Source organism: Streptomyces sp. NPDC091377 (assembly GCF_044757045.1).
Taxonomy (GTDB): domain Bacteria; phylum Actinomycetota; class Actinomycetes; order Streptomycetales; family Streptomycetaceae; genus Streptomyces.
On the sequence record NZ_JBIVUE010000010.1, the window covers coordinates 187205 to 209010 of the forward strand.

General features: G+C 72.9%; 20 protein-coding genes and 1 pseudogene. 11 read left to right on the forward strand and 10 right to left on the reverse strand.

Annotated elements, in window-relative coordinates; translation table 11 throughout:
• Positions 1-134: 134 nt before the first annotated feature.
• From ACIQNG_RS22900 to ACIQNG_RS22910, 3 genes are all read left to right on the forward strand, one after another.
• On the forward strand, positions 135-782 hold the full coding sequence (locus tag ACIQNG_RS22900) for a TetR/AcrR family transcriptional regulator (protein WP_401428912.1): 648 nt from the start codon (positions 135-137) through the stop codon (positions 780-782).
• 146 nt (positions 783-928) lie between these two features.
• The gene (locus ACIQNG_RS22905) at positions 929-1648 is read left to right on the forward strand and encodes an ArsR/SmtB family transcription factor (protein ID WP_401487349.1); all 720 of its coding nucleotides are present in this window, start codon (positions 929-931) and stop codon (positions 1646-1648) included.
• A 163-nt stretch (positions 1649-1811) separates the two neighbouring features.
• On the forward strand, positions 1812-2855 hold the full coding sequence (locus tag ACIQNG_RS22910) for a DMT family transporter (protein WP_401487351.1): 1044 nt from the start codon (positions 1812-1814) through the stop codon (positions 2853-2855).
• A 32-nt stretch (positions 2856-2887) separates the two neighbouring features.
• Here the strand turns inward: ACIQNG_RS22910 and ACIQNG_RS22915 are convergent, their stop codons facing one another.
• The 7 genes from ACIQNG_RS22915 to ACIQNG_RS22945 all read right to left on the reverse strand — a co-directional run bounded on the left by ACIQNG_RS22915 (position 2888) and on the right by ACIQNG_RS22945 (position 10809).
• Positions 2888-3970, reverse strand: a complete 1083-nt coding sequence (locus tag ACIQNG_RS22915) for a Zn-dependent alcohol dehydrogenase (RefSeq protein ID WP_401487352.1) — start codon at positions 3968-3970, stop codon at positions 2888-2890.
• Between the two features lie 14 nt (positions 3971-3984).
• Positions 3985-5373 (reverse strand): aldehyde dehydrogenase family protein, encoded by a 1389-nt coding sequence (locus tag ACIQNG_RS22920; RefSeq protein ID WP_401487354.1) that lies wholly within the window; start codon positions 5371-5373, stop codon positions 3985-3987.
• Positions 5374-5718: 345 nt separating this feature from the next.
• On the reverse strand, positions 5719-6195 hold the full coding sequence (locus ACIQNG_RS22925; protein WP_401487355.1) for a DUF3574 domain-containing protein: 477 nt from the start codon (positions 6193-6195) through the stop codon (positions 5719-5721).
• Positions 6196-6279: 84 nt separating this feature from the next.
• A complete protein-coding gene (locus ACIQNG_RS22930) occupies positions 6280-7698 on the reverse strand; it encodes an MFS transporter (RefSeq protein WP_401487357.1) in 1419 nt (472 codons plus the stop codon).
• 102 nt (positions 7699-7800) lie between these two features.
• Positions 7801-9282, reverse strand: a complete 1482-nt coding sequence (locus ACIQNG_RS22935) for a CitMHS family transporter (protein WP_401487359.1) — start codon at positions 9280-9282, stop codon at positions 7801-7803.
• A 254-nt stretch (positions 9283-9536) separates the two neighbouring features.
• Positions 9537-10160, reverse strand: a complete 624-nt coding sequence (locus ACIQNG_RS22940) for a TetR family transcriptional regulator (RefSeq protein WP_401487361.1) — start codon at positions 10158-10160, stop codon at positions 9537-9539.
• Positions 10161-10272: 112 nt separating this feature from the next.
• The gene (locus tag ACIQNG_RS22945) at positions 10273-10809 is read right to left on the reverse strand and encodes a hypothetical protein (RefSeq protein WP_401487363.1); all 537 of its coding nucleotides are present in this window, start codon (positions 10807-10809) and stop codon (positions 10273-10275) included.
• 223 nt (positions 10810-11032) lie between these two features.
• On the opposite strand from ACIQNG_RS22945, the gene hmgA reads away from it, so the two are divergent.
• The 3 genes from hmgA to ACIQNG_RS22960 all read left to right on the forward strand — a co-directional run bounded on the left by hmgA (position 11033) and on the right by ACIQNG_RS22960 (position 14405).
• Positions 11033-12400 carry a homogentisate 1,2-dioxygenase gene (gene hmgA / locus ACIQNG_RS22950; protein ID WP_401487365.1) on the forward strand — a complete coding sequence of 456 codons (1368 nt, stop codon included), beginning with the start codon at positions 11033-11035 and terminating at the stop codon, positions 12398-12400.
• Between the two features lie 70 nt (positions 12401-12470).
• Positions 12471-13220: a GntR family transcriptional regulator gene (locus ACIQNG_RS22955; RefSeq protein WP_401487367.1), complete on the forward strand. Its 750-nt coding sequence runs from the start codon at positions 12471-12473 to the stop codon at positions 13218-13220.
• A gap of 33 nt (positions 13221-13253) precedes the next feature.
• On the forward strand, positions 13254-14405 hold the full coding sequence (locus tag ACIQNG_RS22960) for a type ISP restriction/modification enzyme (RefSeq protein ID WP_401487368.1): 1152 nt from the start codon (positions 13254-13256) through the stop codon (positions 14403-14405).
• Positions 14406-14436: 31 nt separating this feature from the next.
• Here the strand turns inward: ACIQNG_RS22960 and ACIQNG_RS22965 are convergent, their stop codons facing one another.
• On the reverse strand, positions 14437-15147 hold the full coding sequence (locus ACIQNG_RS22965; protein WP_401487370.1) for a TetR/AcrR family transcriptional regulator: 711 nt from the start codon (positions 15145-15147) through the stop codon (positions 14437-14439).
• Positions 15148-15210: 63 nt separating this feature from the next.
• Between ACIQNG_RS22965 and ACIQNG_RS22970 the strand changes: the two genes are divergently transcribed.
• Positions 15211-16155 carry an ATP-binding cassette domain-containing protein gene (locus ACIQNG_RS22970; protein ID WP_401487372.1) on the forward strand — a complete coding sequence of 315 codons (945 nt, stop codon included), beginning with the start codon at positions 15211-15213 and terminating at the stop codon, positions 16153-16155.
• Entirely contained in the window at positions 16152-16934 is a 783-nt protein-coding gene (locus tag ACIQNG_RS22975) for an ABC transporter permease (RefSeq protein WP_401487374.1), read from the forward strand. The genes ACIQNG_RS22970 and ACIQNG_RS22975 overlap by 4 nt, the downstream gene beginning before the upstream one ends.
• Before the next feature lie 316 nt (positions 16935-17250).
• Here the strand turns inward: ACIQNG_RS22975 and ACIQNG_RS22980 are convergent, their stop codons facing one another.
• Positions 17251-17520 (reverse strand): hypothetical protein, encoded by a 270-nt coding sequence (locus ACIQNG_RS22980; RefSeq protein ID WP_401428875.1) that lies wholly within the window; start codon positions 17518-17520, stop codon positions 17251-17253.
• A gap of 545 nt (positions 17521-18065) precedes the next feature.
• The gene (locus ACIQNG_RS22985) at positions 18066-18869 is read right to left on the reverse strand and encodes an SGNH/GDSL hydrolase family protein (RefSeq protein WP_401487376.1); all 804 of its coding nucleotides are present in this window, start codon (positions 18867-18869) and stop codon (positions 18066-18068) included.
• 252 nt (positions 18870-19121) lie between these two features.
• Between ACIQNG_RS22985 and ACIQNG_RS22990 the strand changes: the two are divergent.
• From ACIQNG_RS22990 to ACIQNG_RS23000, 3 genes and pseudogenes are all read left to right on the forward strand, one after another.
• Positions 19122-19781, forward strand: a pseudogene (locus ACIQNG_RS22990) (S8 family peptidase); the annotation flags it as partial.
• 311 nt (positions 19782-20092) lie between these two features.
• Entirely contained in the window at positions 20093-20467 is a 375-nt protein-coding gene (locus tag ACIQNG_RS22995; RefSeq protein WP_401487378.1) for a hypothetical protein, read from the forward strand.
• Between the two features lies 1 nt (position 20468).
• A complete protein-coding gene (locus ACIQNG_RS23000) occupies positions 20469-21560 on the forward strand; it encodes a GNAT family N-acetyltransferase (protein WP_401487380.1) in 1092 nt (363 codons plus the stop codon).
• Positions 21561-21806: the final 246 nt, after the last annotated feature.

Here is a 21806-nt window from a genome sequence, read left to right on the forward strand (position 1 = left end):
GCGACCGTGGCGTCCGCCACATCCGTCGCCGTACTCAGGATGCTACTCAGATGCCGGTGGCACCCGGCCCCGCGGAACGCCCGCCTCCCGTCCGACCGGCGCCGCTCCCGGCGGGCCGACCTACTATGTGCGCCATGGCCCGACCGCGCACACCGCTGCTGAGCACCGACCGGATCGTCGCGACCGCACGGGAACTAGTGGACGCGGAGGGGCTCGCGGCCGTCTCCACCCGTCGGCTCGCCGCCGAACTGGGGGTGAGCGGGCCCTCGCTCTACAACCACTTCCGCACCAAGGACGAGATCCTGGAGGCGGTCGCGGACTCGGTGAGCGCCCAGGTCGATCTGTCGATGTTCGAGGACGGCCGGGACTGGCGGACCGCGCTGCGCGACTGGGCGGTCTCCTACCGCGGCGCCCTGCGGGACCACCCCAACATCGTGCCGGTCCTCGCCGGCGGGCCCGGCCGCCGGCCGGCCGCGCTGCGGCTCGCGGACGCGGTGTACGGGGCGATGGTCGAGGCGGGGTGGCCGCCCGCGCAGGCCACCTCGATCGGGGCGCTGATGCGGTACTTCATCATGGGGTCCGCGCTCGGGTCGTTCGCCGGAGGGTTCGTCCGGGACGAGAGCGCCTACGACCCCGCCGACTATCCGCACCTCGGACAGGCCCACCTGCTGGCCGAGCGGCCGGAGAAGATCGATGAGCGCGCGTTCGAGACCGGGTTGAGCGCACTGCTGGACGGGCTGGCACAGCAGTTCGAACGGATGGGTGCGGAGCGGGGCGTCTGAGGCGGGTTCCGAGCGGATGGGTGCGATACGAGGAGAGGCGGGGGCGGGTTCCGAGCGGATGGGTGCGATACGAGGAGAGGCGGGGGCGGGCCTTCCCGCGTTCTCGCCGCGGCACGTTTCGGTGGGCGCCGAAGTATCTGTGGCGCATGCTGGACCACATGAACCCGCGGGATCCTCGTGCACCTCAGCTGGCCGCCCTCGCCGCCCTCATCGCCGATGAGACCCGGGCCCGCTGTCTGCTCGCCCTGCTCGACGGACGGGCGTGGACCGCCGGTGAGCTGGCACGGCACGCCGGGGTGGCCGCGTCCACGGTCAGCGAGCATCTCGGGAAGCTGGTCACGGGCGGGCTGATCACCGAGGAGCGGCAGGGCCGGCATCGCTACGTCCGGCTGGCCGACGCCTCGGCCGCACAACTCGTGGAAGACCTGGCCGCGCGGGTCGGCCCCGCCGTACGACCACCCCGCACCCTGCGGGAGGCCGGCGCCGGGTCGGCCATGGCACGCGGGCGGACCTGCTACGACCATCTCGCCGGGCGGCTCGGGATCGCGGTCACCGACGCGCTGACCGCGCACGGGCTGTTGCGCCAGGACACCGGGTTCGCGCTGACCGACCCCGGGGTGGAGTGGTTCGGCTCCACGGGCATCCCGCTCACCCGCACCGGACGCCGCCCCCTGGCCCGCGGCTGCCTCGACTGGACCGAACGCCGCCCGCACCTCGGCGGTGTCGCGGGCGCCGCGCTCTGCCGGCACGCCCTCGACACCGGCTGGTGCGTACGGATCGGCTCCGAGCGCGCGGTGAAGGTGACGGCGGAGGGGGAACAGGCCCTCGCCGGGCTGCTGGGCATCGACGCCGAGTCCCTGCGCTGAGCCCCGGCTCCAGCCCCCGCCGCCCTGCCGCCCCCGCTCCTCCCTCCCTGCCCCGACCTACCCCGACCTGCCCCGACCTGCCCCGATCCGCCGGTCTCCCGCGTCCATGTCGCCGTCCGAAAGCCGCGAGCGCGCCCCGCGGCTCGTCCCTACCCTCTGGAGCATGATGACCCTCTCCCCCGCCGTTCCCTCGCGCCGTGCCGAGGTGCTGGCCGCCGGTGCCGCCGTCGTCTCCGTGGTGTTGTGGGCCTCCGCGTTCGTGTCGATCCGCAGCGCCGGTGAGGTGTACTCGCCGGGTGCGCTGGCGCTCGGGCGGCTGGCGGCCGGGGCACTGGCCCTCGGCGCGCTGTGCCTCGTACGACGGGAAGGGTGGCCGCCGCGGGCGGCGTGGCCCGGGATCGCGGTCTCCGGGGTGCTCTGGTTCGGGGTCTACATGGTCGTCCTGAACTGGGGCGAGCAGCAGGTGGACGCGGGCACGGCCGCGCTGGTCGTGAACACCGGGCCGCTTCTGATCGCACTGCTGGGTGCCCGGCTGCTCGGCGATCCGATGCCGCCGCGGCTACTGGCCGGCATGGCGGTGTCGTTCGCGGGGGCGGTGACCGTCGGGCTGTCGATGTCCGGCGAGGGCGGGGCGTCGGTGCTCGGGGTGGTGCTGTGCCTCGTGGCGGCGGTCGCCTACGCGGGCGGGGTGGTGGCGCAGAAGCCGGCGCTCGGGCGGGCCAGCACGCTCCAGGTGACGACGTTCGGGTGTCTGGTCGGGGCGGTGCTCTGTCTGCCGTTCTCCTGGCAGCTGGTCACCGAGGCGGCCGAGGCGCCGCTTTCGGCCACCCTCAACATGGTCTACCTGGGAATCTTCCCGACCGCGCTCGCCTTCTGGACCTGGGCGTACGCGCTGTCCCGGACGACCGCGAGCAGGATGGGCGCCACCACGTACGCCGTGCCCGCGCTGGTGGTGATGATGTCCTGGCTGGCGCTCGACGAGGTGCCGGGGGCGTTGACGCTGGTGGGCGGGGCGCTGTGCCTGGTCGGTGTGGCGGTGTCCCGGTCGCGGGGGTCGCGGGGGTCGCAGGTCGTGGCGACCATAACGGGGACAGGGGCGGGGGCGGAGACCGGAGGGACGCGGGGGGCTGTGGAGAGCCAGGAGGCCCGGGAGACCCCGAACGCACAGGAGGCACAGGAGGCACAGGAGGCACAGGAGCCTGCCTGAAGCAGGTCACGCCAGGCGCGCCCGTCCTCCCGTCAGAACGTCACCAGTGCCCGGCCGCCCTTGCCCGCCAGCATGTTGTCGAACGCCGCCGGGATCCCCTCCAGGCCGATGCGTTCGGTCACCAGGGCGCCGAGGTCCAGACGGCCCGCACGGACGTGTTCGGCGAGGACCGGAAGGTCCTTCTCCGGGTCGCAGTTGCCGTAGACGCAGCCGGACAGGGTGCGGCCCCAGTGGAAGAGTTCCAGGGCGTTGAAGGTGACCTGCTGGTCCTTGCCTCCGATGCCGACGACAGTCGTACGGCCGCCGCGGCGGGTGGCGTCCCAGGCCGAGCGGATGGTGACCGCGCGGCCCACGCACTCCACGGCCACGTCGACGCCCTGCTTGCCGGTGAGGGCGCGGATGTCGCGGGCCGTGTCCGGGGCGGCGGGGAGGAAGTCGGTGGCGCCCGCGGCGCGGGCCAGTTCCTCCTTCGCCGGGGAGAGGTCGACGGCGATGATCCGGGAGGCGCCCGCGATCCGCGCGGCCTGGAGGGCGGCGAGGCCGACCCCGCCGACGCCGAACACCGCGACGGTCTCGCCGGGCGCCACCTCGGCCGCGTGGTGGACGGCGCCGTAGCCGGTGAGGACCGCACAGCCGAGGAGGGCCGCGTCGGTGAGCGGGATGCCGGGCGGCAGCGGCAGCGCGCAGGAGACGGGGACGACGGTCTCCTCGGCGAACGCGGCGACGTTCAAACCGGGGTGGAGGTCGGTGCCCCCGGTGGTGCGGGCGTAGACCTCGGCGACACCGTTGAGCGCGTGGGCGCACAGCCACACCTCGCCGCGCGCGCAGGCCGGGCACCGTCCGCAGGCGGGCGCCCAGTTGAGGACGACGGGATCGCCGGGGGCGAAGCGGGTGACGCCCTCGCCGACGGCCACCACCGTCCCGGCGCCCTCATGGCCGAGGACGGCGGGGACCGGGACGCGCAGGGTGCCGTCGGAGAGGGAGAGGTCGGAGTGGCAGACCCCGGCGGCGGCGAGCCGGATCCGGAGCTTTCCGGGGCCGGGGGCGGGCAGTTCGATGCCGGTGATCTCCAGCGGGGCACCGATGGCGGGCAGTACGGCGGCACGTACGGTCATCTCGGAGACCTCTTCTAGAACTGGAGCGACTTGGTCTGGAGGTACTCGGCGAGGCCGTGGGCGCCCAGTTCGCGTCCCACGCCCGACTGCTTGTAGCCGCCGAAGGGGGCCAGCGGGTTGAAGCGTCCGCCGTTGATGTCGACCTGGCCGGTGTCCATCCGGCGGGCGAAGGCGACCGCCTCCGCCTCGTCGCCCGCCCACACGGCTCCGGCGAGTCCGTAGACCGTGCCGTTGGCGATCAGCAGGGCGTCGGCCTCGTCCTCGTAGCGCAGGATCGACAGGACCGGGCCGAAGATCTCCTCCTGGGCGATGGTCATGTCCGGGGTGACATCGGCGAAGACGGTGGGGCTGACGAAGTAGCCCGTGTCGCGCGGGGCCTCGGGGCCGCCGGCCACCAGCCGGGCGCCCTCGGCGAGACCCTGCTCGATGTAGCCGCGCACCCGGGCCCGCTGCTTGGCGTTGACGACCGGGCCGATGCGCTCGCCGTACTTGGCGGCGGCGGCCGTGGCCAGCGCGACGGCCTCGTCGTACTGGTCGCGGTGGACCAGCATCCGGGTCAGGGCGCTGCACTTCTGCCCGGAGTTGGACATCACGTCGGCCACCCCGACGGCCACCGCCTTCGCCAGGTCGGCGCTGGGCAGGATCACATTGGCGGACTTGCCGCCCAGTTCCAGGGCGACCTTCTTGACCGCGGCCCCGGCGGTGGCGGCGATGGACCGGCCCACGGCGGTGGAGCCGGTGAAGGAGACCAGGTCGACTCCGGGGTGCTCGGCGAGTGCCTGCCCGGCGACCGGGCCGAGGCCGGTGACCAGGTTGAAGACCCCGGCCGGTACCCCCGCCTCGTGGACGGCCTCCGCGAAGAGCTGTGCGGTGAGCGGGGTGTCCTCGGCGGGCTTGAGGACGACCGTGCAGCCCGCGGCGAGGGCGGGGGCGACCTTGGCGACGACCTGGTGGAGCGGGAAGTTCCAGGGCGTGATCGCGCCGACCACACCGATCGGCTCGTGGTGGACGACGGAGTTGCCGACCTTCTCCTCGAAGGAGTACGTCGCGGCCAGTTCGGCGTAGGTACCCGCCACCGCGATGGGCAGGGCGGCGTGCACGGCCTCCGAGAAGGCGAGCGGGGAGCCCAGTTCGGCGGTGACCGTTCGGGCGATCTCGTCCTTGCGGGCCACCAGGAGGTCCCGCAGGGCGGTCAGGCGGGCGGCCCGTTCGGCGGGCGGGGTGGCCGCCCAGGACGGGAGGGCGGCGCGGGCGGCGCGCACGGCCGCGTCGATGTCGTCGGCGCCGCCCGCAGGGACCCGGGCGATGATCCGCTCGTCCACCGGATTCACCACGTCGATCAGGTCCGGGCCCGCCGCGGGGCGCCAGGCACCGTCGATGTACATCCCGTCCTGGGCCTTCATGCTCTGCCTCCCATGGCTGCGGTGCGCTGCCCCGAGCCTAAACTAGCGGCGGTAGTTGCTCATCGGGCCGAGGACCCGCGGGCCGAGGTCGGGAGCCGGGGGCTGGGAGCTGGAGCCGGGGCCGGAAGCCGGGCCCGGGAGCTGGAGCCGGGGCCGGAAGCCGGGCCCGGGAGCTGGAGCCGAGAGCTGGGAGCCGGGGCCGGAGCTGGAGCCGAGAGCTGGGAGCCGGGGCCGGAGCTGGAGCCGAGAGCTGGGAGCTGGGAGCCCGGGCCGGAGCTGGAGCCGGGAGCTGGGAGCCGGACTTCGGGAACGTCCGCCCCCGGGGTCCGGGCTCGGCGACCGCGTTCAGAAGTCGACCCGTACCCGGTCGTCCACCCGTCCCACCGACTCCTGCCCGAACCGTTTCTCGTAGTCCCGGCGGATCTCCTCGATCGCCCGGTCACCGGAGGCCGCCGCCGCGACCGGGTACAGCAGGAGCAGTTCGTACGACCGCTCCTTGCCGATCACGCCGGCCGTGTCCCGCCACTGGCCGCGCCCCTGCCGCACGGTCAGCCCGTCGGGGAAGGACGGGGTGACCTCCTGGTCGACGAACGCCATGAACTGCCGGTCGGTGACGGCCGGAGCGCCGTCCGAGCGCGCGGTGCCGAAGAGCAGCCGGGACTCCACGAACGGCTCCCCGCGCACCGGCGCGGCGGCGGGGGCGGCGGCCGGGGATCGCTCCGAGCCGTCGAGGGTGGCGTAGGCGGCGGTGGGGAGGGCCGCGCCCAGCAGGACTCCGGCGGTGACGAGGGCGGCCCGGGCACGGGTGGACTGAGGATTCATGCCCCTCCCCTACGGGATCCCCCACCGCCCTGTCCCGCCGCCGCGCCGGAGCGCCCAGGGCTCCGGCCAAGGTGAAGGCGGCCGTCAGCTAAGGGAGTTGGGGCGTGGTGAGCGGCGTTCCCGAGCGGGGCCCCCGGCGGCTTCCGCCCCTTCCACGGGTTCGGCCGGTTCCGGCGGTTCCACCGCTTGGGCCAGTGCGACCGCTTCGGCCGGTGCTGGCGCTTCGGCCGGTGCTGGCGCTTCGGCCGGTGCGACCGCTTCGGCCGGTTCCACCGCTTGGGCCGGTTCCACCGCTTCGGCCGGTTCCACCGCTTCGGCCGGTGCCAGCGGTTCCCCCGGTCCCCGTGCCGGTGACCGCAGGGCCACTCCCGCCGACAGCAGCAACAGCCCGCCCAGCAGCACGAACGGCGCGGCCACGCCCGCGACTCCGGCGATCAGGCCCGCCCCGGCGGGGGCGGCGACCTGGCCGAGGCGGTTGCCGGTGAGGCGCAGGGCGAGGGCGGTGGAGCGGGCCGCCTCGGGGGCCGCCTGCACGACCGTCGTCATGGAGAGCGGCTGGCCGACGCCGAGGCAGAAGCCCAGCACCGCCAGCATCACGGCCAGCGCCCACACCGGCACCGGCAGCGCGACGCCCGCGCAGAGCAGGGCCGCGAGCAGACAGGTGGTGGTGAGCAGTGCGGTACGGCCCAGTCTCAGCAGCGGGGTGAGCACCAGCCGGCAGGCGATGGTGGCCGCGGCGCGCAGGCTGAGCAGCAAGCCGATCACGGTGGGCGAGATGCCGCGGTCCTCCCCGACCACCGGAAGGTAGGCGGTGAGGACGTCGGTGGCGGAGAGCACGGAGAGGCTGATCAGGATGCCCGCGGGGACGCCTCGGGCACGCAGGATGCGGTGCACCGGCACCCGCTCGCCCCGGGACGGACGGGAGACGGTCGTCGTACGGTCCTCGATCCGCCACAGCGAGGTGACCGCGACGGCGGCGCCGACGCCCGCGACGACCAGGGCGAGGGCGCTCGTCCGCGCCATGTCGTGGCCGCCGATCAGCGCGCCCGCGGCGATCGGGCCGATGAGCTGGCCGAGGGAGGCGCCGATGGTGAAGTGGCCGAAGTTGCGGTCCTGTTCGTGCGGGGCGGACTGCCGGGCCACCAGGGACTGGGCGCCGATGACGAAGCTGAGATGACCGAGGCCCATCACCCCGCTCCACACGGCCATGGTCCACAGGGAGCCGGCGAGCCCGCTGAGGGCGCAGCCTGCGGCGATCAGCGCGACCCCGGCGGGCAGCAGGGGCGCGCAACGGCCGTGGTCGGTGCGGCGGCCCAGCGGGACGGCGGCGAACAGCGGGAGCAGGGCGTAGACACCGGCGATGACACCGATGGCGCGTTCGTCGGCGCCCAGCGCGAGGGCCCGGTAGGAGACGGCGGGGCGGGCCATCGACACCGCCCCTTGCGCGAAGGTGAAGGCGATGACGAGGCGGAGCAGCCAGCCGCGGTTCCTGCCGGGCCTCACGTGTGGTCCTCCTGCTTCCTCGGCCGGGCGTCGTGGCGGACGCCGGATGACTCCGGATGACGCCGGATGACGCCGATGACGCCGATGACGCCGGACAGGATTTCAGATGATTCCGAACAGGATTCCCGCGCCGAGGACCACCAGGGAGGTGAGGGCGGCCCACTTCACGACGAACCGGGTGTGGTCGCCGAACTCGACCCGCGCCATGCCGACCAGGACGTACACGGCGGGGACCAGCGGGCTGGACATGTGCAGGGGCTGGCCGACGAGCGAGGCGCGGGCCATCTCCACCGGGCTGACGCCGTGTGCGGCGCCCGCCTCGGCGAGGACCGGCAGGACGCCGAAGTAGAAGCCGTCGTTGGACATGAAGTAGGTGAGCGGGAGGCTCAGCAGGCCGGTGACGATGGCCATGTGCGGGCCCATGCCGGCGGGGATGATGTCGACCAGCCAGGTGGCCATGCTGTCGACCATGCCGGTGCCCTGGAGGACGCCGGTGAAGACGGCGGCGGCGAAGACCATGCCGGAGACGTTGAGCACATTGTCGGCGTGGGCGGCGAGCCGGGCCTTCTGGTCGGGGATGTGCGGGAAGTTGACGGTCAGGGCGAGCGCGGCGCCGAGCAGGAACAGCACCGGGATCGGCAGCAGCTCCATGATCATGGCGGTCAGCAGGGTGACCGTGAGCAGCACGTTGAACCAGAGCAGCTTGGGGCGCAGGGTGTCCCGGTGGGGGTCGAGGCCCTGGAAGTCGTCACCGTCGTCGTCGGCCTCGGCATCAGCATCGGTGCCGGAGCCGGCGCCGCCGGTCGCCGGGGTGCCCTTGCCGAAGCCGGTCTTGCCGTCCAGGGAGCCCGCACCGGCGCCGGAGCCGACGAGCACGGTCTCCTTCTCCTCGGCGTCCTCGGTCGCCTCGGTGTCCTTGACGGCCTTGGCCGACCCGGCCGGCTTCTCCAGCACCTCGTCCAGGGTCAGCGTGCCGAGCCGCTTGCGCTCGCGCAGACCGAGGAAGTACGAGAGGACGAAGACGAAGAGCAGACCGACGGCGAGGGCGGGGATCATCGGGACGAAGATCTCGCTGGCGTCGAGCTTGAGCGCGGTCGCGGCACGGGCGGTGGGGCCGCCCCACGGCAGGGTGTTCATGACGCCGTTGGCGGTGGCGGCGACACCGGTCATCACGACCAGGCTCATCTTGAGGCGCTTGTACAGCGGGTACATGGCCGAGACGGTGATCATGAAGGTGGTCGAGCCGTCGCCGTCCAGGGACACGATCGCGGCGAGCAGGGCCGTGCCGACGACGATGCGCATCGGGTCGGCCTTGCAGAACTTCAGGATGGCTTTGACGATCGGGTCGAAGAGCCCGACGTCGATCATCAGCCCGAAGTAGACGATCGCGAACATCAGCATCGCCGCGGTGGGGGCGAGACTGGAGACACCGTCGATGACGTAGTCACCCAGCTGGGCGCCCTTGCCGACGAACACACAGAAGAGTGCGGGGATCAGCACGAGCGCCGCGATGGGCGACATCTTCTTCAGCATGATCAGGACCAGGAAGGTCGCGATCATGGCGAAGCCGAGGATGGTCAGCATGTTGTGGATACCTAACGTTCGCCCTTGAACTCCACCAGGGACGGCGGTGCGACGACGTTAGGTCCGGTCAAATAGCGTTAACAAGATGTTGACGTGCGAGCAATAAGCGCAAAACTCCAGGTCACAGCTTTGCTTCGGCGTCCGGGGGTCGATGCCGCGACCCGTCGGTCACCCTCGACCCACCATCCGTCACCGCCGGTCACCCTCAGCCGGCCCACCACCCGTCGCCGTCGGTCGTGCTCCTCCGCCGCCGGTCACCCTCCGTCGAGGACCCGGGCCAGGTACACCCGGAGCAGTTCGCGCATCTCCGCGATGATCCGCTCGTCCCCTCCCGGCTCGGCCCGGAAGGCCAGGTGGACCAGGGTGTCGGCGGTCTCCACCGCGATCAGGACGGTGCGCCGCAGGGTGTCGTCGGGGTGGCGGGAGAGATAGCCGGCGAGCAGTTCGGTGAGCCGGTCGGCGACCAGGTGGTTGGGCTCGCCCTGGCAGGAGCCGATGGGGATCTGGTTGCCGAAGTCGACCAGGGAGAAACCGGGCGCGGTGCGCTTCATGGCGAGGTACTCGTCCAGCACGGCGTCCAGGGCCTCGCGCCAGCCGCCGTCCGGCAGGGCGCCCAGCCGCTCGGCGACCCGCTCGCTGAACCGCTCCAGGTTGCGCTCGGCCAGGGCGTCGGCCATGGCCCGCTTGTTGCCGAAGAAACGGTATACGGACCCGATGGGGACACCGGCCCGCTGGGCGACGGCCCGGGTGCTCAGTTGGTCGTACCCACCCTCGTCCAGGAGTTCGGCGCACGCGTCGAGGATCCGGGACAGCCGCTCGGCGCTGCGCCGTTGCACGGGGACGCGGCGAAGCGAAGTCGCTTGGGACACGGGCATCATGATGCCTTTCCGCCAGGGCCGGGTGAAGCGGGCCTCCACCTGGTGCGCGGCCGGCTCCGGGCCGTCCGGGCGCGACGGGGTGCCGCTCCGGACCCGGCTCCGTCCGCTGCCCTCACCTACGCACGGCGCCCCCTGCCGTACTCATCGGCTCGGAGACGGTGATGTCCGCCGTGGACTCGATGGGCTCGCCGTCCGCGGCCCAGGCCGTGCCGTCGTCGGCGTAGAGCCGGACGGTGACGTGGTGGGTGCCGCGCGGCATGAGGTCGGCGGTGAGCCGGTGCCGGGGTGTGCGCAGTTCGACGACCGGGCGGCCGTCCACGAAGAGCCGGGCCGTACCGCGTCCGGCGACCGCCACGGGGTCCGTGCCGAACGGCGAGAAGGTGAAGCCCTCGACCGTCAGCCGGACCTCCCAGCCCTCGCCGCTCCCGGCCGGCTGGACCTCTATGTCCACCTCGGGGGCCGCGTCCTCGTCCACCTCGCGGTAGTGCCGTCCGTCCTCCGCGGTGTCCTCCAGGACCTTGCCCACCGGGTGGGGGCGGTCCGTGGCGGGCGCCCGGCCGTCGGTCCCGTCGCCGGGGACGCAGCTCGCGGAGCCGGCCAGCACCAGACAGACCGCGAGCGCGGCGAATTTCCCCCGTGTCCACGTCATAACGGCGAGCGTAGAACAGGGGTACGAGGGCCCGGATCCGTCTGAAGGCTGGTTCCGGGAGCCCTTCGCTAATCCGTGGAGAGGAGGTCCACGGGCGCGTCCCCACCTCGGGTACCACCCCCGGCTCCGCCCCGGCGCGGACCCGCCCCCTCTTGCGCCCACCCTCCTCCATTCCTATGGTGCTATATAGGAATCCTCAGGTCACGCCAAGGGAGCAGCGAACATGACCGCGGACGCGCGCAGGACGGCCGACACGCTTGCCCATCCCTCCGGGCTCCCCGGGCTCCCCGGGCATTCCGGGCTTTCAGGGCTCCCCGGGCTTTCCGGGTTCGGCAACGAGCACGCCTCGGAGGCGGTGCCGGGCGCCCTGCCGCAGGGCCGCAACTCGCCCCAGCGCTCGCCGCTCGGGCTCTACGCGGAACAGCTCAGCGGCTCCGCCTTCACCGAGCCCCGGGCGCACAACCGCCGCTCCTGGCTGTACCGGATCCGCCCCTCGGCCGCGCACCCGGCCTTCACCCGCACCGGCAACGGGGCCGTGCGGACCGCCCCGTTCGCCGAGACCGTGCCCGATCCCAACCGCCTGCGCTGGAACCCGCTGCCCGAGCCCGCCCCCGGCACCGACTTCCTGGCCGGGCTGTGGACCCTCGGCGGCAACGGGGACGTCACCCAGCGCACCGGGATGGCCGTGCACCTCTACCACGCCACCGCCTCGATGGAGCGGGTGTTCGGCAACGCGGACGGTGAACTGCTGATCGTGCCCGAGCGGGGCGGGCTGCTGCTGCGCACCGAGTTCGGGCTGCTGCGCGCCGACCCCGGTCACATCGCCCTGATCCCGCGCGGGGTGCGCTTCCGGGTCGAACTGCTGGACGGCTCGGCGCGCGGCTACGTCTGCGAGAACTACGGCGCCCCGTTCGTCCTGCCCGACCTCGGCCCGATCGGCGCCAACGGCCTGGCCAACGCCCGGGACTTCCTGGCGCCGGTCGCCGCCTACGAGGAGGTGGAGGGGCCGGTGGAGGTGGTCAACAAGTACTGCGGCAACCTCTGGACGGCGACCTACGACCACTCCCCGCTCGATGTCGTCGCCTGGCACGGCAACCATGTCCCGTACGTCTACGACCTGCGCCGCTTCAACGTCATCGGGAGCATCTCGTACGACCACCCGGATCCGTCGATCTTCACGGTGCTGACGTCGCCGTCGGACACCCCCGGGCTCGCGGGCGTCGACTTCGTGGTGTTCGCGCCGCGTTGGCTGGTCGGCGAGGACACCTTCCGGCCGCCGTACTTCCACCGGAATGTGATGAGCGAGTACATGGGTCTGATCGAGGGCGCCTACGACGCCAAGGCCGAGGGTTTCGTGCCGGGCGGCGGCTCGCTGCACACCATGATGTCGGCGCACGGCCCGGACCGGGAGACCTTCGACCGGGCCGGGGCCGCCGAACTGGCGCCGCAGAAGATCGATGACGGTCTGGCCTTCATGTTCGAGACGCGCTGGCCGGTGACGCTCACCCGGCACGCGGCGGAGGCCGACCATCTCCAGCAGGGCTACGACGCGGTGTGGCAGGGCCTCGAACGGAACTTCCGGGCGCCGTGAGGCGGATGAGTACGGTGAAGTGCGGTGGGACCGGTTGCACCGGAGATCCCCGGCCGGTACGGATTGCCCAGTGACCTCCTTCGCCCCTGACTCGATCGTCCTCAATCGCAAGCTGCCGCTCTGGTACCAGGTGTCGCAGTCGCTGCGCGCCTCGATACTCGGTCGGTCCGCGCGGGACTCGCTGCGGCTGCCCACCGAGGAGCAGCTCGCCGAGCACTACGGCGTGAGTGTGCTGACCATGCGCCAGGCGCTCAAGGAGCTGGAGGACGAGGGGCTGATCACCCGGCACCGCCGACGCGGCACGTTCATCGAGCCGGACGCGACGCGCGCCGCCCCGGTGCGGCTGCTGGGCTCGGTGGACGCCATCGTGGCCCAGCAGTCCGGGATGACGGCGGAACTGCTGGGGCACGGCCGGGCGCCGGTGCCCGCCGAGTTCGCCGAGTACTTCCCGGAGCTGCCGGAGGCGATGACGTACCACCGGCTGCGCAGTGACGAGAAGACGGGCGAGCCGACCAACCACGCCCGCAACTGGATCCGTCCCGAACTCGCCGACGCCATCCGCCCGCAGGACCTGACCCGCTGGCCGATGACCAAGGTGCTGCGGGACGTGGTGGGCGCCGACATCAGCCGGATCACGGACACGGTGGCGGCGCGGCTCGCCGACCCGGAGACCTCCCGGCTGCTGCGGGTCCCGCTGCTCAGCCCGATCCTGCACTACACGGGCGTCACCTACGATTCGGGCGGGCGGGTGCTGGACGTGGCCGTCATCCACTACCGGGGCGACCGCTTCTCCTTCACGGTGACCCTGGACGCCACCTGACCCGGCGCCCGGCGCCCGGCGCCCCGTCGTACGATGCCCGGCGTGCCGTACGACGACGCTCCGCCGCTCGCGGACCTCATGCCGTGGTCCGTCGCACCGCCCCGGCTCGGCAGGGACTGGCCCGCGGGCCCCGACCCGGCGTCGCTCAGAGCCCGTTGGGACACGCTGATGAAGGCCGGGGGCGCGGACCGCGAGGCGCTGTTCGAGCCGAGCCGCGCCCGTGGGGTACACACGGCGGTCGGGAGTCTGCCGGGCCGCTCCGGCGGCACCGGGCGGCTGGCCCGGGCGCAGGGCCCCTGTCCCGAGCCGGTGCGGGCGCTGCTGGCCCCCTTCGACGAGCAGTGGCTGATCCCCGACCACCGGCTGATCGACGCGGCCCGCCCCGAGCTGTGGCGGGTCGCGGACGAACGGCAGGTCTTCGTGCTGGAGACGGCCGGCGGCCCCGGCCCCGCGCTGCTCGCGACCGGGGTGTTCCCGCTGGTGCGGTCCGGCCGGGTCCGCCCGCTGTACCGCCGCCCCGGTGGCGCGGAGCCGAATCTGGCGCCGGGACTGCGGGAGCGGCTGGGCGCCGGGCTCGGCCGGGTGCCGGAGCCGGAGGAGGTGCTGGCCTGGATCCTGGCCGCGGTCCGCGCCGACCTCACCGTGCCGCTCACCGAGGATCCGGGGCTCTGGGCGCACGGTGTGGAGTCGGGGCGGCGGACCCTGTGGCTGATGCGCCGCGACGGCGACCGCCCCAAGCTCCCCGGTGGACGCCGCCCCTACGTGCGTGCCCCGCTCCCGGCCCGCCCGGACGGCCTGCGCTACGACCGGGACGAGGAGACGCTGTGGATCGGCGAGGGGCGGATCGCCCCGGTGCCGCCGCAGGCGTGGGACTTCGAGGCGGGCGGCGTACGGGTCCTCGACCACTGGTTCCTCACCCGGACGAGTGATGCCGCGCCGGGCACGCTGGGCGCGATCCGCCCGGCCTCCTGGTCGCAGTCCTGGACGTCCGAACTGCTGGAGCTGGTCACGGTCCTCGCCCTGCTGGCCGATGTCCCGCCGCTGCCCGAGGAGTCGACCGCCCCGCTCACGGCGACCGCCCTGCGGGAGGCGGGGGTGCTGCCGGTCCCGGAGCCGGCCCGGCGTCCCGCGTCGGTGCTGGACGCGCACGAGGAGGGCCCGGAGGGGCAGCTCGCCCTGCTCTGAGCCCCCCGGGGCCGGGGGGGGTGTGCCCGGCTCAGTCGGGGTCGTAGGCGTCCAGGACGCGGTGGAGGCTGCGTTCGAAGACGGCCTCCAGATCGACGGGGCCCTGCTGTTCGGCGAAGGCCGCGGCGAGCCGGGGATAGGCGCCGGTGGCCACCTGGGCGCCGAGGTAGGCCATCCGTACGGCGTTCTCCTCCGCCTCGGTCCAGGGCATGGACCGGGTGCGTTCGGCGGTGGCGATCTCGTTGGCGGTGAACGTGGTCACCACACCGGTGACCAGCGCGATCAGCTCGGTCTTGGTGCCGAAGGGGGCGTCGAGCGGCTCCAGACAGGCCAGGCAGTGCTCCAGAAAGCGCAGGCTGTTGGGGCTGAAGCCGTAGACGCCGGGCATCAGCCGGGGCACCCAGGTGTGGCGGCGCATGATCGCCCGGGTCTGGTGGGCGTTGCGGAGCATGTCCGCGCGCCAGTCACCGGAGGGCTCGCGGATCTCGTGCTCGCCGCCGACCGCGTCGATCATCAGCTCGTACAGATCCTCCTTGCGGGGGACGTAGTTGTACAGCGACATCGTGCCGCAGCCCAGCTCGGCCGCCAGGCGCCGCATGGTGACCGCCTCCAGGCCCTCCGCGTCGGCGACCCGCACCGCCGCCGCCGCGATGTCGGCACGGGTGTACGCCGGTCTGGGCCCGCGCCCCGTCCGCTCGGGACGTGCCCAGATCACCTGGGGTACTCCGGTCCGGCCCGCCATCGCTCATCACCTCGGCCACCATCCTAGTTACGTACAGCGTACGTAGTGCGCTATGGTCGGGCCATGACTTCTACGTACGCTGTACTTAGTGAAGGTCTGGAGAAGCGGTTCGGCGAGGTGCGGGCGTTGAGCGGGCTGGATCTGGCCGTGCCCGAGGGCACCGCCCTCGGGCTGCTGGGTCCGAACGGCGCGGGCAAGACCACAGCCGTCCGGCTGCTCACCACCCTGCTGCGGCCGGACGCCGGTTCCGCCCGGATCGCGGGCCACGACCTGGTGCGGGAACCGGCCGCGGTCCGTCGCGCCATCGGGGTCACCGGGCAGTACGCCTCGGTCGACGGCGATCTGACCGGCCGCCAGAACCTGCGTCTCTTCGCCCGGCTGCACCGGGTCGCGGATCCGGCGGGGCGGGCCGGTGAACTCCTCGCGCGGTTCGGACTGACCGAGGCCGCCGACCGCCCCGCCTCGACCTACTCGGGCGGGATGCGGCGCCGCCTCGACCTCGCCGCGAGCCTGGTGCGCCGCCCCGGCGTGCTCTTCCTGGACGAGCCGACCACCGGACTCGACCCGGCCGGCCGCAACGAGATCTGGGACGCGGTGCGCGCCCTGAAGAGCGAGGGCACGACCGTCGTGCTGACCACGCAGTACCTGGAGGAGGCCGACCGGCTGGCCGACGACATCGCCGTGGTGGACCGGGGCCGGGTGGCCCACACCGGCTCCCCCGCCCAGCTGAAGACACTCATCGGGACGTACGCGGAGATCGTCGTCGCCCACTCCGACGCGCTGACCCGCGCGGCCGGGGTGCTGGACCAGCTCACCGGCGGCGCACCGGCCATCGACCACGAGCGCAACGCGGTCGGCGCGGTCACCCGCGACGCCACCCTCACCCTGCCCCGACTGGTGCGCGAACTCGACGCGGCGGGCGTCCCGCTGCTCGACGCCAGTCTGCGCCCGCCCACCCTCGACGAGGTCTTCCTCCAGCTCACCGACGCCAAGGAGCCCGCCGTATGAGCACCCTGACCTACGAGAGCACCGCCCTGCTGGGCCGTCAGCTCGCCCGGCTGCGCAACAACCCCGGGCTGCTGATCCTCACCCAGACCATGCCGATCACCATGCTGCTGTTCTTCGGCTATGTCTTCGGCAGCGCCCTCGCCATGCCCGGCGCGGAGTACCGGGCGTACCTGGTGCCGGGGCTGCTGGTGGCGACCGCCGCGAACGGCATCATGACGGGGATGTTCCAGGCCGCCCAGGACGTCCATCGGGGGGTGACGGACCGGCTGCGGAGTCTGCCGATCAGCCGGGCGTCGGTGCTGCTCGGGCAGTCGGCCGCGGACGTGGTCGTGACGGCGGCCGGGACGGTGCCGCTGCTGCTGGTGGGGCTGGCCGTCGGCTGGCGGATCGACGGGAGCGCGCTCGGGGCGGTGGCGGCGGTCGCACTGCTGCTGCTGTTCCGGTTCGCCACCACATGGGTCGGGATCCTGCTCGGTCTGATGACCCGGAGTGAGGAGGCGGCCGGTCAACTGGGCGGGGCGACCTTCGTGCTGCCGCTGCTGTCCAACGCGTACATCCCGACCGACGGGATGCCCGGCTGGCTGCGCACGGTCGCCGAGTGGAACCCGATCAGCGCGGTGACGACGGCGCTGCGTGACCTGTTCGGGAACGCGCCCGTGCCGGAGGACGCGGCGTGGCCGGTGGCCCATCCGGTGGCCGGGTCGCTGCTGTGGTGCGCGCTGCTGCTGGTGGTGTTCGTCCCGCTGGCGGTACGCCGGTACGGGCGCGGCGAACGCTGAGCGGGGAAGCCGTAGACAGGGGAGCCGACGGCAGGGGAGCCGGAGGCAAGGGCGGCCAGGTACGGGGTTGCCGGGCACGGGACAGCCGGGCACGGGGCAGCCGGTTACGGGGAGGGAGGCGCCGGGGTCGTCGCGGAGGGTCGTTCGACCGACGCCGCCCGTGGGGAGTCGGGGCGTCGGATCGGACGGTCCGGACGATCAGGTCGGTCGAGTGGGTCGGGCCGGTCGGTCGATCACGTGTCGCGGTCGGGTCCGGGGCGGTGGGTTCGCCGAGCGGGGACGTCCCGGCGGACGCCGGGGAGCCGCCGGGAAGTGCTCAGTGTCCGCCGAACAGCGAGCGGCGCAGTCGGCGCAGGGGTGCGAACAGCGAGACCCGGCGGACGCGCGCCCCCCGGCCACTGCGGTCGTGCGCGGTGTCACGCGCGGTCAGCTCCAGCATCAGCGAGGTGGCCTCGGCCGCCTCGCGCTGCGGTACCGCGGGGCCCGCCAGCACCGACAGGTGGCGGTCGAGCCGCGAACTGGTCGCACCGCTCCCGCAGGTGATCGCAGGGACCCTCGCCCTGTTGCGCACTGTTATCTGATCCATGTCACTCCCCACCCGTACGAGTCCACCCGGCCCAGGCAGGCTAACCCTATCGCCCCCTCGGGGCACACATGTATCGCGCTCACAGGATTCACCTTCCCTGTAAGGGGGTTGACTCACACCTCCTGATTACTCTCCGAATCCAACCGATTCCAGGGCGAGTTGGACAAGGGGCTGGCCGATGGGGTGCGCCGACCCGCCGTCGGGGCCGACGGTCACGGCGAGTGACATCGGGGCCGGTGAGGGCGGTACCCGTCAGGGGGTGGGCCGGGGGTGGAGGACCCCACGGGAGAGCGGTTGCGCGCCGGGGCACTCGTCCAGGAGCCGATGCACGCCCCCGCTCGGGAGAGCGCGCCGACCGCTCAACGTCACCACCGCGCGCCCCCCGTGGACGTGGACCGCGGCACCCGCGGACACGGGCTCCGGCGGTCGCCCCGGAGCAGCGCGAACGTGGGCCATCTCACGCCGCCCGCACCCTCCGGACAGACGGACGCGGAGACCCCGACCGGGCGGGACCTCCGCGTCCACCGCTTCCGGATCGACAGGGATCAGGCGGCGTTGTTCAGGGCCGGCAGGTAGCCGCCGGACTGACCGGCGGCGGTCGGGTGGTACGACTCCCCGACGTTGAGCCAGTTGACGCTGTGCAGCCAGGAGTTGCCGGAGCAGATCTCGTGGCCGGTGAAGGTGGAGCGGACGTCAGCGAAGGTGAAGCCGTGGTCGGCGACGCGCTTGGCGATGGTGCTGTTGAGCAGGTCGGAGGCGTCGTTGATGGCCTTGCGCTTGGTCTCCGAGAGGCCGAGGCAGCTCTGGCCGAGTTGGTAGAAGCGGGGGTAGCCGAAGACGACGACCTGGGCGGAGGGGGCCTTGGTGCGGATCGTGGAGTACACCGTGTCGAGCTTGCCGGGGAGGGTGGAGGTGACGTATGCCCGCCCGGTGTTGATACGGGAGAGGCAGGCGCTGTCGGACTGGAGGACGCAGGTGGTCATGATGTCGGCGAAGCCCGCGTCGTTGCCGCCGATGCTGAGGGAGACCAGGCCGGTGCCCGCGCCGAGCGGTCCCGTCTGGTGGGCGAGAACTTCATCCGTTCGGGCGCCCGAGCAGGCGGTGAAGTTGAAGGACGAGGGTGAGTTCGCGGCGGCCCACAGCGAGGGGTACGCCTTGGTGCTGCGCTTGCAGTCGCCGCTTGAGCTGATGTAGCTGCCCGCGCCGACGCCCGAGGAGTAGGAGTCGCCGAGCGCGACATAGCCGGTCGCGGCGGTTTCGGCGCCCTGCGCCGCGGTGGCCCCGGTGAGGGCGGCGCCGACGGCGAGCAGCAGTGAGCTGAGGAATACGACAAGTCGGGAACGTCTCATGGAATCTCCCTTTAGCAGGGTCTCTGCTGTAACTGGAGTACCAACTACGCGTGTTGACTGGAAGTGTCCATGCCAAAAATTCCCGACGCTCTTCACACATCGGGGCATCTCTTCACCGCTTGATTACGTGCTCATGTCAGATTTATGGACAGGCCCCCAACACCCTTGATCCGCAGGGGTGGATGGCCGACGCTGTACCGCGGCCCCGGAACGGAACGCGACGTTCCAGGGGCCGTGCGCGCGACAACGCGCGGCGACACCACCGCCACCGACGGCAACGGCCACGGCCACGGCACCCATGTGGCCACCACCATCGCGGGCTCCACCTACGGCGTCGCCAAGCGGGCGAGGGTCGTGGCGGTGCGGGTCCTCGACAACAACGGCTCCGGCACCACCGCCGGGGTCATCGCGGGGGTCGACTGGGTGACCCGGAACCACTCCGGCCCCTCGGTCGCCAACCTGTCGCTCGGCGGCGGCGCCTCCGCCACCCTGGACACCGCCGTGCGCAACTCCATCGCGTCCGGCGTCACCTACGCCATCGCGGCGGGCAACTCCAACGCCAACGCCTCGAACTACTCCCCCGCCCGGGTGAGCGAGGCGATCACCGTCGGCGCCACCACCAGCACCGACGCCCGTGCCGGCTACTCCAACTACGGCACGGTCCTGGACCTGTTCGCCCCGGGCTCCTCCATCACGGCCGGCTGGCACACCGGCGCCACCGCGACCAGCACCATCTCCGGTACGTCGATGGCGACCCCGCACGTGGCGGGCGCGGCGGCGATCTACCTCGCCGGTCACCCCTCGGCCACGCCCGCCCAGGTGGCGACGGCGCTGGTGAACGGGTCGACCCCGAGCAAGGTGACCGGCCCCGGCACCGGCTCCCCGAACCGACTGCTGAAGATCGTCCCGTAAGGCGGCCCCACCGGTCGTAGCCGACCCGCGAGGCAGACCCGCCGGTCGTGGCCGAGCAGGTTGGTCAGAGTCGAACGGCGGGTTTCCCGGGGCCTCCCAGCGCCCCGGGGAACCCGCCCGTCGCCGTGCGGCGACCGCCCCTCGGCATCTTGACGGCCCCCCGAGCGCTGCGCGACATTGAAGCCCGGCATCCGGCGCTTCGGGGGGCAAAGTCGCCAATGCGGCCCTTACACACCGAGAGACCCACCGAGAGACCCACCGGGACACCCGTCACGGACAGCCCGTCGGACGCGTCGGAAGGCGCCGGGCGGATGCGGCCGGGGCCGGGCCGGGATCTGGGACCGCTGCTCGCGGGCGGGGCCACGGCCGTCGCGGGTACCGGCGCGGTACTCGCGCTGACCGGCTCGGACTCACCGCTGCGCGGCCCGTTCACCTTCTTCTTCCTGCTCGCCGCGCCCGCCGCCGCCTTCGCCGCCGCGCTGCGCGGACTGGAACCGTTCACCCGGCTGCTGGTCTCGGTGGCGGGCGCGATCGTCGTCGACATGCTGGTGGCCCAGGGGATGCTGGCCGTCCACGGCTGGTCGCCGACCGGCGGTGTCGTCGCCGTCACCGCGATCAGCGTGCTGACCCTGCTGCTGGTGGTCCTGGCGGAGCGTCGGCGCTCCGCGCGCGGACAGGACGGCTGACGTGGACATCAGCGTGCACCGGACCGGGGAGCTGAGCGCGGCCGACCGCGCGGCCTGGACGGCGCTCCAGAGCGCGGCGCCCGTGCCCGGGGCGGCCGAGCTGGGCAATCCGTTCCTCGCGCCGGAGTTCGCGCTGGCGGTCGGCCGGTGCCGGCGGGGGGTGCGGATCGCGGTGGTCCGCGAGGGCGGCGAGCCGGTCGCCTACTTCCCGTTCCAGCGCACCGCCACGGGCGTCGGCCGGGCCGTCGGCCTCGGGGTCTCCGACGCGCAGGGCGTGGTCCACCGGCCCGGGTTCACCTGGGACGCGCGCGAACTGCTGCGGGCCTGCGGCCTCGCGGTGTTCGAGTACGACCACCTGGTGGCGGGCCAGCGGCCGTTCGAGGCGTACGCCTCCGGCACCTTCGCGTCCCCGGTCATCGATGTGGACCGGGGCTACGACGTCTATCTGGCCGGTCTGCGGGAGCGGTCGCCGAAGTTCACCCGGACCACCCTCGCCAAGGAGCGCAGACTGGGACGGGACGTGGGCGAGGTGCGATACGTCCATGACGAGCGGGATCCGGCGGTGCTGCGGACGCTGATGGGGTGGAAGTCGGCGCAGTACCGCAGGACCGGCCGCGGCGACCGGTTCGCACACGAGTGGATCACCGGCCTCGCGCATCAGCTCTTCCACACCCGTTCCGGGCCGTTCGCCGGGATCCTGTCGGTGCTGTACGCCGGACGGCGGCCGGTCGCCGCGCACTTCGGGCTGCGCACCGGGCGGGTGCTGGCCTGCTGGTTCCCGGCGTACGACCCGGCGTTCGCGAAGTACTCGCCCGGTCTGGTGCTGCATCTGCGGATGGCGGAGGCGGCGGCGGCCGAGGGGATCGGGCATCTCGATCTCGGCCGGGGCCGGAAGGAGTACAAGGACGCCCTGAAGACCCGGGAGATCCAGGTGTCCGAGGGATGGGTGACCCGCCGTCACCCGGTGGCGGTCGGACATCGGGCCCGGCGTGCGCCGGCGCGGGCGCTGCGCAACGCGGTGGTGGCCCGGCCGGAACTGTTCGACCCCGCCGACCGATGGCTCAAGCGGTGGGGAAAGATTCGGTCAAAATAACAAAAGTGTGAGGCGTCGGTGCAGCCCTTGTCATAAATACTCATTCATCAATACCGTTGCACAACTCAGTCGTATCGCTCAGTCGTATCGCTCGGCCGTATCACCCAGTCGTACAACTCAGTCGTACAACTCAACCGCTTCAGATCATCACCCAGGGCTCCAGGGGAGGGCTCAGGGCCCGGGTGGTGCCGGTGCGGAGCAGCGCGGTAGGGGGGTGTCGCGCCCGGTGGCCCGAGGGCCGGCGGG

Coding starts and splice junctions, on each gene's coding strand:
- ACIQNG_RS22945 (WP_401487363.1), bottom strand. CDS start 10,809: ATGACGTGGACACGGGGGAAATTCGCCGCGCTCGCGGTCTGTCTGGTG.
- ACIQNG_RS22960 (WP_401487368.1), top strand. CDS start 13,254: ATGCCCGGCGTGCCGTACGACGACGCTCCGCCGCTCGCGGACCTCATG.
- ACIQNG_RS22985 (WP_401487376.1), bottom strand. CDS start 18,869: ATGAGACGTTCCCGACTTGTCGTATTCCTCAGCTCACTGCTGCTCGCC.
- ACIQNG_RS22970 (WP_401487372.1), top strand. CDS start 15,211: ATGACTTCTACGTACGCTGTACTTAGTGAAGGTCTGGAGAAGCGGTTC.
- ACIQNG_RS22935 (WP_401487359.1), bottom strand. CDS start 9,282: ATGCTGACCATCCTCGGCTTCGCCATGATCGCGACCTTCCTGGTCCTG.
- ACIQNG_RS22995 (WP_401487378.1), top strand. CDS start 20,093: ATGCGGCCGGGGCCGGGCCGGGATCTGGGACCGCTGCTCGCGGGCGGG.
- hmgA (WP_401487365.1), top strand. CDS start 11,033: ATGACCGCGGACGCGCGCAGGACGGCCGACACGCTTGCCCATCCCTCC.
- ACIQNG_RS22925 (WP_401487355.1), bottom strand. CDS start 6,195: ATGAATCCTCAGTCCACCCGTGCCCGGGCCGCCCTCGTCACCGCCGGA.
- ACIQNG_RS22965 (WP_401487370.1), bottom strand. CDS start 15,147: ATGGCGGGCCGGACCGGAGTACCCCAGGTGATCTGGGCACGTCCCGAG.
- ACIQNG_RS22975 (WP_401487374.1), top strand. CDS start 16,152: ATGAGCACCCTGACCTACGAGAGCACCGCCCTGCTGGGCCGTCAGCTC.
- ACIQNG_RS22980 (WP_401428875.1), bottom strand. CDS start 17,520: ATGGATCAGATAACAGTGCGCAACAGGGCGAGGGTCCCTGCGATCACC.
- ACIQNG_RS22940 (WP_401487361.1), bottom strand. CDS start 10,160: ATGATGCCCGTGTCCCAAGCGACTTCGCTTCGCCGCGTCCCCGTGCAA.
- ACIQNG_RS22920 (WP_401487354.1), bottom strand. CDS start 5,373: ATGAAGGCCCAGGACGGGATGTACATCGACGGTGCCTGGCGCCCCGCG.
- ACIQNG_RS22905 (WP_401487349.1), top strand. CDS start 929: ATGCTGGACCACATGAACCCGCGGGATCCTCGTGCACCTCAGCTGGCC.
- ACIQNG_RS22910 (WP_401487351.1), top strand. CDS start 1,812: ATGATGACCCTCTCCCCCGCCGTTCCCTCGCGCCGTGCCGAGGTGCTG.
- ACIQNG_RS22900 (WP_401428912.1), top strand. CDS start 135: ATGGCCCGACCGCGCACACCGCTGCTGAGCACCGACCGGATCGTCGCG.
- ACIQNG_RS22915 (WP_401487352.1), bottom strand. CDS start 3,970: ATGACCGTACGTGCCGCCGTACTGCCCGCCATCGGTGCCCCGCTGGAG.